14 protein-coding genes are annotated in these 16,361 nt (G+C 67.6%); 4 read left to right on the top strand and 10 right to left on the bottom strand.

What is annotated here, in order from left to right:
* Window positions 1–25: 25 nt before the first annotated feature.
* From BKG60_RS12775 to BKG60_RS12760, 4 genes are all read right to left on the bottom strand, one after another.
* Window positions 26–2,209: a substrate-binding domain-containing protein gene (locus tag BKG60_RS12775; RefSeq protein ID WP_070946150.1), complete on the bottom strand. Its 2,184-nt coding sequence runs from the start codon at window positions 2,207–2,209 to the stop codon at window positions 26–28.
* A gap of 55 nt (window positions 2,210–2,264) precedes the next feature.
* Window positions 2,265–4,496 (bottom strand): malate synthase G, encoded by a 2,232-nt coding sequence (locus tag BKG60_RS12770; protein WP_070946151.1) that lies wholly within the window; start codon window positions 4,494–4,496, stop codon window positions 2,265–2,267.
* A 78-nt stretch (window positions 4,497–4,574) separates the two neighbouring features.
* A complete protein-coding gene (locus tag BKG60_RS12765) occupies window positions 4,575–5,501 on the bottom strand; it encodes a 3-methyladenine DNA glycosylase (protein WP_120764902.1) in 927 nt (308 codons plus the stop codon).
* Window positions 5,502–5,564: 63 nt separating this feature from the next.
* Entirely contained in the window at window positions 5,565–6,638 is a 1,074-nt protein-coding gene (locus BKG60_RS12760; RefSeq protein ID WP_083284171.1) for a zinc-binding dehydrogenase, read from the bottom strand.
* Window positions 6,639–6,770: 132 nt separating this feature from the next.
* Here BKG60_RS12760 and BKG60_RS12755 point away from each other — a divergent pair, with 132 nt between their 5' ends.
* Entirely contained in the window at window positions 6,771–7,385 is a 615-nt protein-coding gene (locus BKG60_RS12755; RefSeq protein WP_070946152.1) for a TetR/AcrR family transcriptional regulator, read from the top strand.
* 9 nt (window positions 7,386–7,394) lie between these two features.
* On the opposite strand, the gene BKG60_RS12750 is transcribed toward BKG60_RS12755, so the two are convergent.
* The 6 genes from BKG60_RS12750 to BKG60_RS12725 all read right to left on the bottom strand — a co-directional run bounded on the left by BKG60_RS12750 (window position 7,395) and on the right by BKG60_RS12725 (window position 14,446).
* On the bottom strand, window positions 7,395–8,477 hold the full coding sequence (locus tag BKG60_RS12750; RefSeq protein ID WP_070946153.1) for a hemolysin family protein: 1,083 nt from the start codon (window positions 8,475–8,477) through the stop codon (window positions 7,395–7,397).
* Window positions 8,470–9,837: a hemolysin family protein gene (locus BKG60_RS12745; RefSeq protein WP_070946154.1), complete on the bottom strand. Its 1,368-nt coding sequence runs from the start codon at window positions 9,835–9,837 to the stop codon at window positions 8,470–8,472. Before BKG60_RS12745 ends, BKG60_RS12750 begins: the two co-directional genes overlap by 8 nt.
* 238 nt (window positions 9,838–10,075) lie before the next feature.
* Window positions 10,076–11,512 (bottom strand): GuaB1 family IMP dehydrogenase-related protein, encoded by a 1,437-nt coding sequence (locus BKG60_RS12740; RefSeq protein ID WP_070946155.1) that lies wholly within the window; start codon window positions 11,510–11,512, stop codon window positions 10,076–10,078.
* A gap of 25 nt (window positions 11,513–11,537) precedes the next feature.
* Entirely contained in the window at window positions 11,538–12,992 is a 1,455-nt protein-coding gene (gene gndA, locus BKG60_RS12735) for an NADP-dependent phosphogluconate dehydrogenase (protein WP_070946156.1), read from the bottom strand.
* Window positions 12,993–13,043: 51 nt separating this feature from the next.
* A complete protein-coding gene (locus tag BKG60_RS12730; protein WP_070186492.1) occupies window positions 13,044–14,015 on the bottom strand; it encodes a M56 family metallopeptidase in 972 nt (323 codons plus the stop codon).
* Between the two features lie 14 nt (window positions 14,016–14,029).
* Entirely contained in the window at window positions 14,030–14,446 is a 417-nt protein-coding gene (locus BKG60_RS12725) for a BlaI/MecI/CopY family transcriptional regulator (RefSeq protein WP_070186491.1), read from the bottom strand.
* A 222-nt stretch (window positions 14,447–14,668) separates the two neighbouring features.
* Between BKG60_RS12725 and BKG60_RS12720 the strand changes: the two genes are divergently transcribed.
* From BKG60_RS12720 to BKG60_RS12710, 3 genes are all read left to right on the top strand, one after another.
* Window positions 14,669–15,439: an iron reductase gene (locus tag BKG60_RS12720; RefSeq protein ID WP_070946157.1), complete on the top strand. Its 771-nt coding sequence runs from the start codon at window positions 14,669–14,671 to the stop codon at window positions 15,437–15,439.
* Between the two features lie 156 nt (window positions 15,440–15,595).
* On the top strand, window positions 15,596–15,997 hold the full coding sequence (locus BKG60_RS12715) for a PaaI family thioesterase (RefSeq protein WP_070946158.1): 402 nt from the start codon (window positions 15,596–15,598) through the stop codon (window positions 15,995–15,997).
* 60 nt (window positions 15,998–16,057) lie between these two features.
* On the top strand, window positions 16,058–16,360 hold the full coding sequence (locus BKG60_RS12710; protein ID WP_070186488.1) for an urease subunit gamma: 303 nt from the start codon (window positions 16,058–16,060) through the stop codon (window positions 16,358–16,360).
* Window position 16,361 lies beyond the last annotated feature (1 nt).

Below are 16,361 nucleotides of genomic sequence, written 5' to 3'. Positions count from 1 at the left end.
CGACGGCCGGCTGCGGCGCGGCGGGTCAGCCCAGCATCGTGTTGACGGCGGTGGTCAGCTCGGGTGAAGCCGAGCTGGCCACGTGTTGGTAGTTGCCACTGCTCGCCTGTGCGACGGCTTCCCAGGTGGCCCGGTCCGAGCCGCTGCCGAAATCGATCACGTTCACCGCGATCGGGCGCGCCGGGTCGAAGGCGCCCCGGATGAACTCCTGCAGCCCAGGCCCGTCCAGGCTCTGATCGGTGTGCGGCCCGGTGGTGATCACCAGAATCGAATTAGTCTGGCCCTCACGGTATTTCGACAGCGCCTCGTTGTAGATCATCCGCAGTGTGGTGAACGACACCGCACCGCCGCCCGAAGCGGACTGGTCGTCGAGCGTCGAGGTCAACTCATCGGAGCGACGCTGACCGCTCACCGGTTCGGCCAGCGGTCCCGTGGAAACCTCCGAGCGCCCTTCGGTGCCGTCGAAGGTCCACAGGCCGACCGACGCGGTGTCGGGCAATGCCTTGAGCCGGTTGTTGAGCGCGGCCACCACGTTGGCCAGCCGGGACTTGCCGCCCTCCTCGGTCGGCATCGACTGGTCGAGCATGATGGTGACCGCGGAGCTTCCCGTCGGCGCGGCCGTTGCGTTGGCCAACGTCACGCGCGCGGTGTTGTCACCGATCGACAACGGTGCGGCCAGCTGGCTGAAGTCGGTGACATCGCTGGACGGAGGTGTCGTGCCCTCCGCCCGGAACCCGGCTTTGGCGAGTTCGGCGAGCTGCTCGGGCTTGCGCAGATAGCGGGCGAACTCGCTGGCCGCCGTGACCTGTTCCTTCTCCAGCCAGTCCCCGGACAGCAGAACCGTCGGATAATCGGCGGTGGCGGTCGGGCCGGGTGGCAGCCACCCGGCGAGGGCGGACTTGGCATCGTCGAGCGAGGTTCCCCGCTGGAAGATCTGCTGTTCAGTGGTGGCCACCGCGTGCACCGGCGCCGTCGCCGGATCGGAGGCGTTGAGCAGCGCGTCCATGGCGGTTCCCAGCTGGCTGTCATCGAGTTTGGGTTGCCCGCGCAGCAAGCTGGTGGCACCGCTTATCCCCGAGGTCGCCGGTGCGCCCGAAGGCGCCGAAGCCGCGGCGACGGCCTCGGCGGCCAGAGAAGCGGCATCGCCGTTACTGTGCGTCGGCAGCGCGAGTTTGAGCGTGCCCCAACCGGGAAGCTTGAGCGCGTTCATCGCGGCCGGGCTGTTCTGCAGTTGTGGCAGGGTGGCCCAGGTCTGTTGTGCCAGAGCTTCCTTGAGCTGCGGACGGACCGCGAGCAGAACCGGTGAGGTGACCAGCGAGCGGCTGTCGCTGACGGTCTTGGCGCCCGCGGTGGCCTCCAGCCGCGCCGCGGCGATGCTGCTGGCCGGGATCCACAGTGCCGGACGGTCGCCGAGTTCGCTCGGCCACGCATTGGCGAAACCGCTGACCACACGGTCTGATTCGGCCGACTGCACGCGTACCTTGACGCAGCGGTCGCCGACGGGGCTGACCGACTCGTTGTACGTATTGGCCAGTCCCTCGATGTGCGTCGAGATGGTCGGGTCGGCGATCACGGCGACCCCGAGTTCGCCGTCGACACACCGCGCGGCGGCGGCGTCGCTGCGTCCGGCCAGGACGTCACCGAAGAACTTCCACAGGATGACCGCGCCGACCAGGGCCACCACGGTGACCAGGGTGACGATCACGCCGATGCTGACACCTCGGCGCCCGGACTCGACAGCGCGGTGGCTGCCGGTCCACTCACCGTCCCAGTCGGCGCGCTGGCGGCTCGTCGGAGTGGACGGCGGCGGTGGTTCGGACACGGCGCCGAACTGCGTGGTCGGCTGCTCATCGGCGAAGTCGCCGTCGGAAAACGCCCCGGAGTACTCGGGGTCGTATTCCGGGTCGTACTCGTCGGCGTAGCCGCCGCGGTACTCGTCGACGTACTCGTCGTCGAAGCCGTCGCCTTCGTCGTACTCGCCGTCGTCGTACTGCGCCTCGAGGTATTCCGTCTCGTCGTTTTCCGCGTATGGCTCGCGATAGTCCGACTCGTAGCCGTCGTCGCCGTCGGCATACCGGGGTGCGCGGTAGTCGGGCTCGGCCCGGTATGCCGGGGGCTCCCGGTATCCGCGATCGGGCTGATAACCGGACTCGCCGACGTGCGGCTCGTCCGCGGCATCCTCGGGGTCGGGAATGCTGTGCCTGCCCATTCCTAACCCCTGTACGTCTCGCGCCGACTAGTCATCCGGACCCGCCGCAGTCTAATCACTTACCGGCGGTGCTCGCTTTGAACTCGCGGCGGCGTCGGTGCAGGATCGGCTCGGTGTAACCGTTGGGCTGCTGGGCGCCGGACAGGATCAACTCCTGCGCCGCTCCGAACGCGATGCTGTCATCCGGGTTGGGGGCCATGGCCAAATAGTCCGGATCCCCGGCGTTCTGCTCGTCGACGACCGCGGCCATCCGGCGCAGGCTGGCCTTGACGTCCTCTTCGGTGATGATGCCGTGGCGCAGCCAGTTGGCCAGCAGCTGGCTCGAGATCCGCAGTGTGGCGCGGTCCTCCATCAGTGCGACATTGTGAATGTCGGGCACCTTCGAACAGCCGACACCGGCATCGATCCAGCGGACCACGTAGCCCAGGATCGACTGGCAGTTGTTGTCCACCTCTTCATGGATCTCCTCAGGCGACCACGACAGGGAGGAGTCCGCGAGCGGGATCGTCAGCAGCTCTTCGAGAGTGGCGCGCTTCTTGCCGGCCAGCTCCTTCTGCACGGCTTCGACGTCGACCTGGTGGTAGTGCATCGCGTGCAGGGTGGCGGCGGTCGGCGAAGGCACCCAGGCGGTGGTGGCGCCGGCCTTCGGCTGGCCGATCTTCTGCTCGACCATGTCGGCCATCAGATCGGTCATGGCCCACATGCCCTTGCCGATCTGCGCCTTTCCGGCCAGCCCGGTGGCCAGGCCGACATCGACGTTGTTGTCCTCGTAGGCCTTGATCCACGGCTGGCTCTTCATGGCGCCCTTGCGGATCATCGGGCCGGCCTCCATGGAGGTGTGGATCTCGTCGCCGGTGCGGTCCAGGAAGCCGGTGTTGATGAACACCACGCGATCGGCGGCGGCCTTGATGCAGGCCTTGAGGTTGACCGTGGTGCGGCGCTCCTCGTCCATGATGCCGACCTTGAGAGTGCTGCTCGGCAGACCGAGCACATCTTCGACGCGACCGAACAGCTCGCAGGTGAAGGCAACCTCGTCAGGGCCGTGCATCTTGGGCTTGACGATGTAGACCGAGCCGGTGCGGCTGTTCTTCAACGGGCCGTTCGCCTCTTCGTCCTTCAGCCCGTGCATGGCGATCAGGCCGGTGAACAGAGCGTCCTGGATGCCCTCGGGGATCTCGTTGCCGTCCGCATCCACGATCGCATCGTTGGTCATCAGGTGTCCGACGTTGCGAACGAACAGCAGGCTGCGTCCGGGCAGGGTCAGCTCACCCTCGCCGTCCGGCGTGGTGAACACCCGGTCCGGGTTCAGCACCCGGGTGAAGCTCTTGCCGCCCTTGCTGACCTCCTCGGCCAGGTCGCCCTTGTTCAAGCCCAGCCAGTTGCGGTAGCCCAGGACCTTGTCTTCGGCGTCGACGGCGGCCACCGAGTCCTCGAAGTCCATGATCGTGGTGATCGCGGATTCCAGCACGACGTCCTTGATGCCGGCGGCGTCGGTCGAGCCGATGGGGGAGTCGGGGTCGATCAGGATCTCGATGTGCAGGCCGTGGTTCTTGAGCAGCACCGACCACTGCGGCTGCCCCAGCTCGCCGGTGTAGCCGACGAACTGCTCCGGGGTGGCCAGACCGACCGACGAGCGCTCGCGCGAGGAGTCATCGGACTTGGCGGGGTCGTCCCCCTGGATCACGAGAAGCTGGCCGTCGTCGATCTTCAGACCCTTGGCCTCGGCCCAGGTGCCGGCCGCCAGCGGTGCGGCCTCGTCGAGGAAGTTGCGGGCGTAGGCGATGACCTTGTCGCCGCGGATCTTGTTGTAGCCCGTGCCCTTGTCAGCGCCGGCCTCTTCACTGATCACGTCGGTGCCGTACAGCGCGTCGTACAGCGAGCCCCACCGCGCGTTGGCGGCGTTCAGCGCGAACCGCGCATTGAGGATCGGCACCACGAGCTGGGGACCGGCGGTCGAGGTGATCTCGTCATCCACACCGGAGGTGGTGACGGTGAAGTCGGCGGGTTCGGGCAGCAGGTAGCCGATGTCGGTGAGGAACTGCTTGTAGGCCTCTGGGTCGACCGGCTCGAGCACGTGAGCGCGGTGCCATTTGTCGATCTGGGCCTGCAGATCGTCGCGGCGGGCCAGCAGTTCCTGGTTTTTCGGGGTGAGGTCAGCGACGACCTTGTCCACACCGGACCAGAAGCTGTCCGGATCGACTCCGGTGCCCGGCAGTGCCTCGTTCGTGATGAAGTCGTGCAGCGCCTGCGCGACACGCAGGTTTCCGACAGTCACGCGGTTGGTCATGCGCGTTTCCTCCCTCGGCTCCAGGCACCGTGCGATGCCTGCCGTTTATCCAGCTTACCCATTGGTAACGTCGGCCTTTCAGCCGTCCAGTCTGCTGAGCAACAGCTCACACCGGTTTGCCAGAGTGACCCGCAACGGAGCCGCCCGCTCGGCGATGCGCTGTTGGGCCCTGACGTATTCGGCACGCCCGGCCGGTGTTTCGATGGCGATCGGCTCGAAACCATACTGCTTCAAGTCGTATGGGCTGGCACACATATCGAGTGCCCGCGCGTCGGCCGCGAGATCGAGCGCATCCAGCACCAACGCCGACGGCACCAGCGGGCCGAGCTTGTAGGCCCATTTGTAGGTGTCCATCGCGGCATGGATACAGCCGGGCTGTTCGGTGTCGATCTGCTGTTCGCGGCTCAGTTGCCGGTCGTTGCGGCCGACGGCGGCGTCGGTGAAAAAGCGGAACGCATCGAAGTGGCTGCATCGCAACGGCATTGACTCGACGACGGCATCGGTCCCGGCCGAGCCCAGGCGCAGTGGAACCCGGTCGTGGCGCAGCTGCGGAGTTCGGTACACCATGGCCCATTCGTGGAGGCCGAAGCAGTTCATTCGGGGCGCCCGCGTCGCGGTCGCGCGCATCAACCGCGCGACGAAGCCGACGGTCTCGGCACGGGAACGCAGATAATCGGCCCGCACCGTGACACCGTCGCGGTGCCGGCCGTATCCGGTGCGTTGCAGGTATTCCGCGGCGCGCTCACCGGCGAGCACCACCCCGAAACCGGGGTGCCATCGCCGCAGCTGCCGGGGGCGCAGGCTGTAGTAGGTGAACAGGAAATCCCACACCGGATGCGGTTCTCCGGCGTGTTGGCGACGCAGGTGAGGTGTGAGGAAGTCGTCGGCGCGGCGCCGGTGTGATTCTGCTCGGGACGCCCAGTCGGGGGCCGCCAAGACCTCGTCGGCTTCGGCGGCACCCGGCAGGGTCAGTCCAGTCGCGCCAGATCCAGCGCGCCCTTCCATGTCTCCTCCAATGGGTGGCCCGTCGCCGCCGTGCGGCTCGAGCCTACCTGTGGAGGTGAGGGCTCAATCGTGTGCGCCGGTGGTGACCACCAGGCGGCCCGTGGTCTGGCGCGCCTGCATCCGCTCCAGTTGTGCGGGCAGGTCGGCCCACGCCACCTCGGCGCCGATCACGGTGCTGATCGCGCCGGTGCGCAGCATTTCCAGCAGCTTGACGTGAGCGTCGAGCCCCTCGGAACGGGCGGGCCAGTTGAATCCGAGGGTGCGGCGGACCGCGAGCGGGTCGGTCACGTAGACCAGGCAGACCCCGCACACGTCGAAGTTGCCGTAGGCGATGGGCCGCGGCGAGATGTAGTCACCGTCCTCCAGCGCGATGTCCTCGGCGAATCCGGCCATCAGATGCCGGCCGTTGAGGCCCATGCAGCGGAAGGTGGCGGTGGTGACGCTGCCGCCCACGGCGTCGAACGCGACATCCACGCCGCGGCCGTAGGTGAGGTCCATGACCTGCTCGACCCAGTCACCGTTGCGGTAGTTGACGGCGTGGTCGGCGCCGAGCTGCCGGCAGAACTCGAGCTTCTCGTCGCTGCCCGCGGTGGCGATCACGCGCGCACCGAGCGCCTTGCCGAGCACCAGCGCGCCCGACCCGGTTCCACCGGCCGCCGCATGCACCAGAAGCGTCTCGCCGGGCTTGAGCCGGCCCCGCTCCTTGAGCGCGAACCAGCCCAGATGGAACGGATAGTGCAGGGCGGCGCCGTCGGCATCGCTGATCCAGTCCGGGAGCTCGAGCGCGGTTGCGGCGTCGACGATGGCATATGAGGCATACCCGCCGAAGGCCATCGACGGGATGCCCACGATGCGCCTGCCCACCAGGTGCTCGGCGCCGAGGCCGGCGCTCTCGACGACGCCGACGGCCTCCATGCCGGGGATGAACGGCGGCTGCAGCGGCATGGTCGTGTAGCGGCCCTGGATCACGTCGATGTCGTTGAAGTTCAGGCAGAAGGCCCGTACGGCCACCCGCACCTCGCCGGGGCCCGGCGCCCGGACTTCCACGGTCTGACGTTCCAGGACCTTCGCCGGATCACCGAGTGCGGTGGCCACCCATGCTTCAGCCGAAATCGGCTTGGTTGCAGTCTCGTTCACTGGTCCTCCATCACAGATTTGTTGTTACACGATGTAACAACAAATCTGGCACCATGGCAATAGGTGGTGACGGCACCGCAACTGCGCGGTGTGCCAGACTCGGCTGACCGCCCGGCGATGTGAGGAGACAGTGTGGACACACCTGCCGGCAGTCGACATCGGCGGCAGGGATCACGCCCGGACCCGTCGATCGACGAGGCGGTGCTGGCCACCACCCGGAAGCTGCTGGTTGACCGCGGCTATGCGGCGACATCCATCGACCTGATCGCCACCACCGCGGGCGTCAGCCGGCCGACCATCTACCGCAGATGGAAATCCAAGGCCCTTCTGGTCCACGAAGCGGTATTCCCGGATCTGGACCCGGCCGCGCCCAGCGACGACATCGTCGCCGAGATCACTCGGCTGTGCCGCGGCGCCTACCTACTGTTCCGCGATCCCGCTGTGCGCGAGTCGATTCCGGGTTTGCTGACCGAACTGCGTGCGGACTCCGACATCCGCGGGCTGATGACCGAGCGGCTCGACGCTGCCGCGCGAACCCAGCTCGCGTCGCTCGTGGACGACGCTGCCGCACAGGGACGAGCCCGCCGGTACCTCGACGTCGACACGGTCATGGATGCGATCGGCGGGGCCGCCATGTACGCCGTGTGCGTGCGGGGGATCGATGACACAGAGGAAGCGGTCGAACGTGCGGCCACCGATCTGGCCGACCTGATCCTGCGTGGGCTGCTGGCCCAACCAGCCGGATAGGCCCGCCGCTCAGATCCGGTGCGTGCCGTCACGCACGGTGCCGACCAGGTCTTCGACCAGATCCTCCAACGCCACCATCGCGGTCACGGTCTCGGCCGGTCCATCGTCATGCTCTTCGCGCAAGCGCTCGTCGACGACCAACCCGAGGTGGCTGTTCGTGCGCCGCATCCGCGACAGCGCGTCAGGCAATGGCGTCGAGGCCGGGATCCGAGGCAGCGGACGCACCATGGACAGGTCCAGCACCGTATCGGGGTCGTTGATGTGCGGCAGCACATCTTTGATGTGCAGATAACCGATGAACTCGCCGGTCGAATCCGCCACCGGGAAGCGGGAGTAACCGGTTTCGGTGAGGGCCCGCTCCACATCGCCCACGGTCGGCCCGGAACCAGGCGCCGCGGTCCGGATCGCGTGAATGTCCTTCAACGGCATCGCGACATCGCTGACCGTGCGGCTGCGGGTCTGCAGGGCCCGGGTGAGCCGGCCGTGCTCCTCGCTGTCGAGCAGGCCCTCGGATACCGACTCGGCGATCATCTCCGACAGTTCGACGGTCGACACGGCCGATTCGAGCTCGTCCTTGGGTTCCACCCGGAACGCCCGCAACGTGGCGTTGGCACACCAGTTGTAGAACGCGATGAACGGCCGGGCCGCCCGGATGTAAACCAGGTAGGGCGGGATCAGCAGCATCGCGGCGGTCTCGGGGCCGGCGATGGCGATGTTCTTCGGCACCATCTCGCCGAGCAGTACGTGCAGGATCACCACGATCGCCAGCGCGACGAAGAACGAGACCGTGTGCAACACGGCATCGGTCACCCCGACCAGCGCAAACGGTTTTTCCAACAGATGCGCGACGGCCGGTTCGCCGACGCGGCCCAGCAGGATCGAACAGATCGTGATGCCCAGCTGAGATCCGGCCAGCATCAACGAGAGGTGCTCGCCGGCCCGAATCACGGTGACCGCGCTGCGTTTACCCTGCTCGGCCAGTGCCTGCAGCCGATCCCGGCGGGCCGAGATCAGCGCGAATTCCGCGGCCACGAAGAACGCGTTGGCCGCCAACAGCAGCACGGTCAACAGCACGCCGAGAATGTCACCCATTGCCGTTCTCCCGATCGCCGAGGCTGGTCAACTCGAGGAGGTCGATCCGGCGACCATCCATCCGCACCACGGTGGCCAGCCAGTGCGTCGGCTTGTCGGGATCTGCGTCGGGATCGAACGCCGTGAGCTCCACGGACTCGCCGTTCTCCGGTATGTGTCCGAGTTCCTGCAGGACCAGACCCCCGATGGTCTCGTACTCGCCTTCGAGAGCCCGGAATCCGGTGCTCGTCGCCACCTCGTCGATACGCAGCAGCCCGGACACCTGCCAGCCCTCACCGGCCGGAACCACATCGGGCGTGGCGTCGTCGTGCTCGTCGCGCACGTCGCCGACTATCTCCTCGATCAGATCCTCGACCGTCACCATGCCCGCGGTGCCGCCGTACTCGTCGACGACGAGCGCGGTCTGCAACCCGTTCGCCCGGATCTGGGTCATCACGGCATCGCCGTCGAGCGTGGACGGCACGGTTGCCACCGGCAGCGCCAGCGTGGCCAGCCGGGTCTTGTCCCGTTCTTCACGCGGAATCGTGAAGACCTGCTTGATGTGGACGACGCCGATGGTCTCGTCGAGGTCGCCCTCCACGATCGGGAATCGGGAGTAGCCGGTGCGGATCGCGGCGTTCATCAGATCGATCACCGAACCGCCTGCATCGAGGACCTCGATCTTGGAGCGCGGGGTCATCAGTTCCTCGGCGGAACGCTCGCCGAACTGCAGCGAGCGGTGCACCAGCAACGCGGTGGACGGGTCGAGCGAGCCGCTGCGGGCGGAATTGCGCACCAGTGACGCCAGCTCCTGCGCCGAGCGTGCCGACCGAAGTTCTTCGGCCGGCTCGATGCCCAGCCGGCGCAGGATCCAGTTGGCGGTGCCGTTGGTCAGCCGGATGACCGGGGTGAACAACATCGAGAACAGCAGTTGGGGCGGTGCGGCGGCGCGGGCGGTCGGCACCGGGCGGGCCACCGCCAGGTTCTTGGGGACGAGCTCGCCGAACACCATCGACAGCGAGGTCGCGATGAGCACCGCAAGAAACAGGGACAACCCACCAGCGAATCTGGCGGGAATGCCGAGGGCGTCGAGGCCTGGCCGGATCAGCTCCCCGACGACCGGTTCGGCGAGATAACCGGTGGCCAGGGTGGTGATGGAGATGCCGACCTGGGCCCCGGAGAGCTGGAAGGACAGCGTGCGGTGCGCGCGGCGGACCATGTGGTCGCGGCGGTCGCCGGAGCGGGCGTTGGCCTCCACGGTGCTGCGCTCGAGTGCGGTCAGAGAGAACTCGGCGGCCACGAACACAGCGGTGCCGAAGGTGAGCAGGACGATCGCCAGGATCGACAGCAAGGACAGAATCACGTCCGTCGAGCTGCCCATCAGGCCCTCACCAGTGCTGCGCCGGGCCCGGGGCCCGGCTGACTAGAAGGGGGGTCGTCAGCTTCGGCGCTCAGAAGTGACTGGTTTTCCACCCGGAAGGCCGGTTCAGAACCGGAGGCCTCGGTGGGTGCCTGCGGCACGTGAACCCTTTCGTTCGATCTGATCGAGCGGGCCGACGTGCGATACGACACCGGCCACTCGGTGTACTCAGGACCCCAATAGTATCGCGACCCGCCGATTACCAGCCCGTCGGTAGCGGATGCCCCTCGGCGAATCCGGCGGCCGACTGCACGCCGAGGACCACCTTCTCGTGCAGCTCGGCCAGGTTGGTGGCGCCCACGTAGGTGCACGTGCTGCGCACTCCCGAGGTGATGTGATCGAGCAGGTCCTCGACACCGCCACGGCCTGGGTCCAGGCTCATCCGAGACGACGAGATGCCCTCCTCGAACAGGGCCTTGCGGGCCCGGTCGAACTGGCTGTCCCCGGCGGTCCGGGCGGCCACGGCGCGCTTGGAGGCCATGCCGTAGCTCTCCTTGTACGGGCGTTCCTCCCGGTCGTGCAGCAGGTCGCCGGGGGACTCGTAGGTGCCGGCGAACCAGGAGCCGATCATCACGTTCGACGCCCCCGCGGCGAGCGCCAGTGCGACGTCACGCGGATGCCGCACACCGCCGTCAGCCCACACATGGGCGCCGAGTTCCTTTGCCGCAGCGGAACATTCGACTACCGCGGAGAACTGCGGCCGGCCCACGCCGGTCATCATCCGGGTGGTGCACATCGCTCCGGGGCCGACGCCCACCTTCACGATCGACGCGCCGGCTTCGATCAGGTCGCGGGTGCCTTCGGCGGAGACCACGTTGCCCGCCGCCAGCGGCAGGCCGAGATCCAGGGCGGCCACCGTCTTGATGGCGTCGAGCATCTTGACCTGATGACCGTGGGCGGTGTCGATCACCAGCAGGTCCACGCCGGCCTCGGCCAGCGCGCGGGCTTTCGCCCCCACATCGCCGTTGATGCCCACGGCCGCGGCGATACGCAGCTTTCCGGCTGCGTCGACGGCGGGCGGGTAGATGCCGGCCCGCACCGCAGCGGTGCGGGTCAGCACGCCGGCCAGCGAACCGTCTGCCTCGGTGAGCACCGCGAGGTCGATGGGAGCGTGCTCGAGGAGGTCGAACACCTTCCTCGGGTCGGTGCCCACCGGCGCGGTGACGAAGTCGGGCACCGCCACGTCGCGGATCCGGGCGAACCGGTCCACCCCGGAGCAACTGGACTCGGTCACCAGCCCGATCGGGCGCCCCTCGAACACCACCACCGCAGCGCCGTGCGCGCGCTTGTGCAGCAACGCCGTGGCGTCGGAGACCGAGTCGTCCGGACTCAAGGTCACGGGCGTGTCCACCACCAGGTCGCGGCTCTTGACGAACTGAACCGTCTCGGCGACCACGGTGTTCGGCAGGTCCTGCGGCAGCACCACGATGCCGCCGCGCCGGGCGATGGTCTCGGCCATCCGCCGGCCCGCCACCGCCGTCATGTTCGCCACCACCACCGGGATGGTGGTGCCGGAGCCGTCGTTGGTGGACAGGTCGACGTCGAACCGCGATGCCACATCCGACCGTCCCGGGACGACGAAGACGTCGTTGTAGGTCAGGTCGTACGGCGGGATGTGTCCGTTCAGGAATCTCACTGCAGCCTCACCCAACCGAGCCTACTCAGGCAGGCACTTCGTTGCGGTCGCCGCTCCAGAGGGTGTGGAACTTCTGACCTGGCTCGGCGTCGGTGCGCCCATAGGTGTGCGCGCCGAAGAAGTCGCGCAGCCCCTGGGTCAGCGCCGCGGGCAGCCGTTCGGTGCGCAACGCGTCGTAGTAGGACAGTGCCGAGGCGAAGCCGGGGACCGGGATACCCAGCTGGGTGGCGGTCACCACCACGCGGCGCCAGCTGTCGATCGCCGCCTCCACCGCGCTGCGGAAGTACGGGGCGGCCAGCAGCGTGGCCAGATCGGGCTCAGCGTCGAAGGCCTCTTTGATCCGGTTGAGGAACTTGGCCCGGATGATGCAGCCGCCACGCCAGATGGTGGCCATGTCACCGGGGGTGATGCCCCAGTTGTACTCGGCACTGCCCGCCTGGATCTGGTTGAAGCCCTGGGCGTAGGCGATGATCTTCGAGGCGTACAGGGCCTGGCGAATGTCTTCGGTGAACTGTGCTGCATCCGTGGGCTTTTCACCGAGATCGCCGGAGGCCAGACCGGTGGTGGCCTTGCGCTGGGGCACCGAACCCGACAGGGCGCGGGCGAACACCGCCTCGGCGATGCCGGTCACGGGCACGCCGAGGTCGAGGGCGGACTTGACCGTCCAGCGCCCGGTGCCCTTCTGCTCGGCTTCGTCCACGATCACGTCGACCAGGGGCTTGCCCGTCTTGGCGTCCACCTGCCTGAGCACCTCGGCGGTGATTTCCACCAGGTAGCTGTCCAGATCACCCTTGTTCCACTCGGTGAAGACATCGGCGATCTCGGGCGCGGACTTGCCCAGACCGTCGCGCAGCAGCTGGTAGGCCTCGCCGATGAGCTGCATGTCGGAGTACTCGATGCCGTTGTGCACCATCTTGACGAAGTGCCCGGCCCCGTCGGGGCCGATGTGCGTGCAGCACGGCACACCGTCCACGTGGGCAGAGATCTCCTCGAGCAGCGGGCCGAGCGACTTGTAGGACTCGGCGGGCCCGCCCGGCATGATCGACGGGCCGTTGAGCGCGCCCTCCTCGCCGCCGGAGATACCCGCACCGACGAAGTGCAGGCCGCGCTCGCGGATCGCCTTCTCCCGGCGGATGGTGTCGGTGTAGAGGGCGTTGCCGCCGTCGATGATGATGTCGCCGGGCTCCATGGCATCGGCCAGTTCGTTGATCACCGCATCGGTGGGGTCGCCGGCCTTGACCATGATGATCACCCGGCGTGGTTTCTCCAGGGCGTCGAGGAACTCTGCGATCGTCTCACTGCGCACGAACTTGCCTTCCGAACCGTGTTCGGCCAGCAGCGCATCCGTTTTGGCGACCGAGCGGTTGTGCAGCGCGACGGTATAGCCGTGGTGGGCGAAGTTGCGAGCGAGATTGGAGCCCATCACGGCCAGGCCGGTGACCCCGATCTGTGCCGTGCCGGAAGTGCTGGTTTTGCTCATGCAGCAGCCTTTCGTTGTTTTGTTGTAGCAGAACGCCTGTCGTACAGAGCGTTATCCGAGTCCGGAGAACAGGCGGTGAAGCTCGGTGAGCCAGGGGACTGCGACGGCGATGGTGGGCACCACCAGGACGGCGGCCGCGGTCAGGTAGGCGGTGACGGCCATGGCCACGCTGTTGGGCTTGCCGCCGAGACGCCGCACCCGGATCACGGTGGTCGGCCCGCCGGCGGCCAGCGCACCGGAGGGTGTGCGACCGTTCGCGCAGGCGACCAGGGCCCGGGCCAGGGGGGTGGGGCCGGCGGTGCGTACCGCGGCGTCGTCGGCGAGCAGCTCGATCAGCAGGCGGACCGCGTCCAGCGCATTGGCACTGCGCACGAACCGGGGGAAGGCGGCGTGGACGGCGGTGAACATCTCAAGCACCAGATCATGGCGGGCGCGCAGGTGGGCCCGCTCATGGGTGAGGATCGCGGCGACTTCGTTGTCGGCCAACGTGGTCAGTGTTCCCTCACTGACCACGACGCGACTGCGGACGCCGGGCAGACAATAGGCGAGAGGCTGCGCGACGTCGAGGATGCGCAGCCCGTCGCCGGCGAGCGGGCGGTGAGCCGTACAGAGGTGGGTCGGGACCGCATCGCGGGACTTGCTGAGCAGGTCGACCATCATGCGGTGATGGGCGCGGCGACGACGCGTGGCCACCGCTACCTGGATCACGGCCACGCACAGCCGACCGCCGATGAACAGCGTCAGGGTGAACACCACGACGAGCAGCAGCCACAACGGCCAACCGAGAGCCTCTATCTCGCTGGTGATGGTGGCCGTGGGCCGACCGTCGGGGCCGGGCACGAACAGGCGGCTCGCGATCGCGATACCGGCCGAGAACGCCGACAGCACCGCGGCCAATGCGATCGACTGCCACAGGACGATTGCCGCCCGAGGGGCGCGCAGTGGCCAGGACGAACGGGCCAACACCGCAGGCACTGGCCCCACCAGGGCCAGTGCGAGGAGGGTGAAGGCCAGCGCGGACACGCCGTAAGTCTCTCTCAGGCAGTACCGGAATTACCAGCCGGTGGGGGCAGGTGGTGTTTGTTCTCCAGTTCAGCGAGCGCCCGGCGCAGGGCCCGGGCTTCGTCGACGCCGACTCTCTCGACGAAATGGACCAGTGCGGCCTGGCGGCTGCCCGAGTCTGCGGCCTGATCGAGGGCATCGACCATCAGTCCGGCGACCAGCTCGTCGCGCCCATGGGTGGGTGCGTAGCGGTGCGCGCGGTCATCGCGGTGCTGCACGACGAGGTTCTTCTTCGCCAGCCTTTGCAGCACGGTCATGATCGTGGTGTAGGCCAAGTCGCGGCGGGCGGCCAGCGCCTCGTGGACTTGGCGCACTGTTTGGGGTTCGGGTGCGGACCACAGGTGATCCATCACCTCGCGCTCAAGCTCCCCGAGACGCGTCAATTTGGCCATGTTCCGTTCTCTCCTGAGCAGTAACGCCAGCGTACTACGGGCTTACTACCGCGCGTCGTATCAGTTTGGCGTCGGTGGGCGGACCTGCGTGTGCCGCCGTTTAGGGCGAGGTCAGCGCCATATATGGGGCCTGCTGTGAATCGAGTCACAGGGGGTAGCTCTCGTCGTGCACGTGACTATAGTAAGGCTAACCTAAGTGAAACTGGAGCCTTCGGAGGTGGCATGACGGTCTTGATCGACGACCCGCTGATCGCGGGCATGGCCATCGAGCGGACGCTGCCGCTGCATGAGTCGAGCCGGCGCCTGCGCGAGCTGTACCCGGAATGTCCCCGGGTCTACGGCGTGGCCGTGGTGGGCGACTTGTCGCGGCGGCGGTGGTGGCCGCTGGCCGAGGCGTTGTCCGCGGATCGGTTGCACGGCATGTTCGACGCCGCGATGGCCGAGACGGGTAACCGCGCGGCCGTCGCCCAGCAGTTGGCTGCGACCTTCATCCATGTGGTGATCGGGCGGGTGGTGCCGCTGTTGGCGCTGGAGGGGCGCGCCTGGGACACCGGCCTGGAGAACCTCTGGGTCCATGTCGATTCCGAGGGGGCGATCGATTGGGTGGGTGTTGTCGATCCGACGCTGCGATGCCTGCCGGGAGATCCCTATTACTCGGGCCGCGCGGCCCGGATCGCCAGCGCGAGCCACGACGGGATCGTCGCGTTGCCCAGCGAGGCCGCGCTGACCACCTGGGTGGCGCACCGCAGCCATCGTGCACTGGAGCCGCTTTTCTCCCGGCTGGTCGAGATCAGCGACGGCGCCATGTCGGCGGCAGCCATGTGGCACCTGGTGGGGGCGGCGGTTGTCGGCGCGGCAACCCAGGTCCCGCTGCTCGCCGGCTCCAGTGAGGTGGTCAGCATGCGGCGCAGCCAGGCGGTACTCGACGCCCTGGTCGGATTCGGCCTGCCGGTCCGGGGCTCGGGCCGGGCCGGGAAGGTCTTGCTTAATTAGGGTAGCCTTGCCTAGTATGGAACTACGAGACCAACGGACCGTGCCGGAGTCCTGAGGGCTGCAGAGACCCCCGGTCCGCTCGAGGGCGGGTCCCGCGTTTTACACGCGGGACCCGCCCGCATCTTTGTGGCAATACGGCGTGTAGACACGAGGACTGTGACCACTGATTTCACCGAACAGCTGGGCCAGGGATTCGACTCCGAACTGGGCCTGACCTATCTAGAGCTCACCCCTGACGGCGCCCGCGCACAACTGACCATCCACGACAAGCTGTTGCAGCCGTGGGGCATCGTGCACGGCGGCGTGTACTGCTCGATCGTCGAAAGCCTGGCCAGCGTGTCCGGCCATATCTGGCTCTCGGAGAACGGCGGCGGCACCGTGGTCGGCGTCAACAACAACACCGATTTCCTGCGTGCGATCGGGTCGGGGACGGTTACTGCGATCTCTCAGCCCATCCACCGAGGCCGGCGTCAGCAGTTGTGGCTGATCACGATCACCGACGAAAACGGCAAACTCGTGGCCCGCGGACAGGTGCGGCTGCAGAACATCCCCGAGTAGCCCACCGGGCGCGACTGTGAGCGCTGCCGAACCTCGCTCGTCATGGCAGGATCGCCCACTATGCGTTTGACCCCGCACGAGCAGGATCGTCTGCTCATCTCCTATGCCGCGGAACTGGCGCGGCGCAGGCAGGCTCGCGGCCTGCTGCTCAACCATCCGGAAGCCGTCGCAGTGATCACCGATCATCTGCTCGAAGGTGCCCGCGACGGTCGGACGGTCGCCGAGTTGATGGTGAGTGGACGTGAAGTGCTCACGCGCGAGCAGGTCATGGAGGGAGTGCCCGAGATGCTGGACGACGTGCAGGCCGAAGCCACATTTCCGGACGGCACCAAGCTGGTCACCGTGCACCACCCGATCGCTTGAG

The organism is Mycobacterium syngnathidarum (assembly GCF_001942625.1).
Taxonomy (GTDB): domain Bacteria; phylum Actinomycetota; class Actinomycetes; order Mycobacteriales; family Mycobacteriaceae; genus Mycobacterium; species Mycobacterium syngnathidarum.
Note: the sequence above shows the minus strand (reverse complement) of the source record. Positions and strands in the feature narration are given on the sequence as shown.

What these genes read in the sequence shown, in the direction of transcription:
- BKG60_RS12775 (WP_070946150.1), bottom strand. Translation starts at nt 2,209, where the DNA reads ATGGGCAGGCACAGCATTCCCGACCCCGAGGATGCCGCGGACGAGCCG.
- BKG60_RS12770 (WP_070946151.1), bottom strand. Translation starts at nt 4,496, where the DNA reads ATGACCAACCGCGTGACTGTCGGAAACCTGCGTGTCGCGCAGGCGCTG.
- BKG60_RS12765 (WP_120764902.1), bottom strand. Translation starts at nt 5,501, where the DNA reads ATGGAAGGGCGCGCTGGATCTGGCGCGACTGGACTGACCCTGCCGGGT.
- BKG60_RS12750 (WP_070946153.1), bottom strand. Translation starts at nt 8,477, where the DNA reads ATGGGTGACATTCTCGGCGTGCTGTTGACCGTGCTGCTGTTGGCGGCC.
- BKG60_RS12745 (WP_070946154.1), bottom strand. Translation starts at nt 9,837, where the DNA reads ATGGGCAGCTCGACGGACGTGATTCTGTCCTTGCTGTCGATCCTGGCG.
- gndA (WP_070946156.1), bottom strand. Translation starts at nt 12,992, where the DNA reads ATGAGCAAAACCAGCACTTCCGGCACGGCACAGATCGGGGTCACCGGC.
- BKG60_RS12725 (WP_070186491.1), bottom strand. Translation starts at nt 14,446, where the DNA reads ATGGCCAAATTGACGCGTCTCGGGGAGCTTGAGCGCGAGGTGATGGAT.
- BKG60_RS12720 (WP_070946157.1), top strand. Translation starts at nt 14,669, where the DNA reads ATGACGGTCTTGATCGACGACCCGCTGATCGCGGGCATGGCCATCGAG.
- BKG60_RS12710 (WP_070186488.1), top strand. Translation starts at nt 16,058, where the DNA reads ATGCGTTTGACCCCGCACGAGCAGGATCGTCTGCTCATCTCCTATGCC.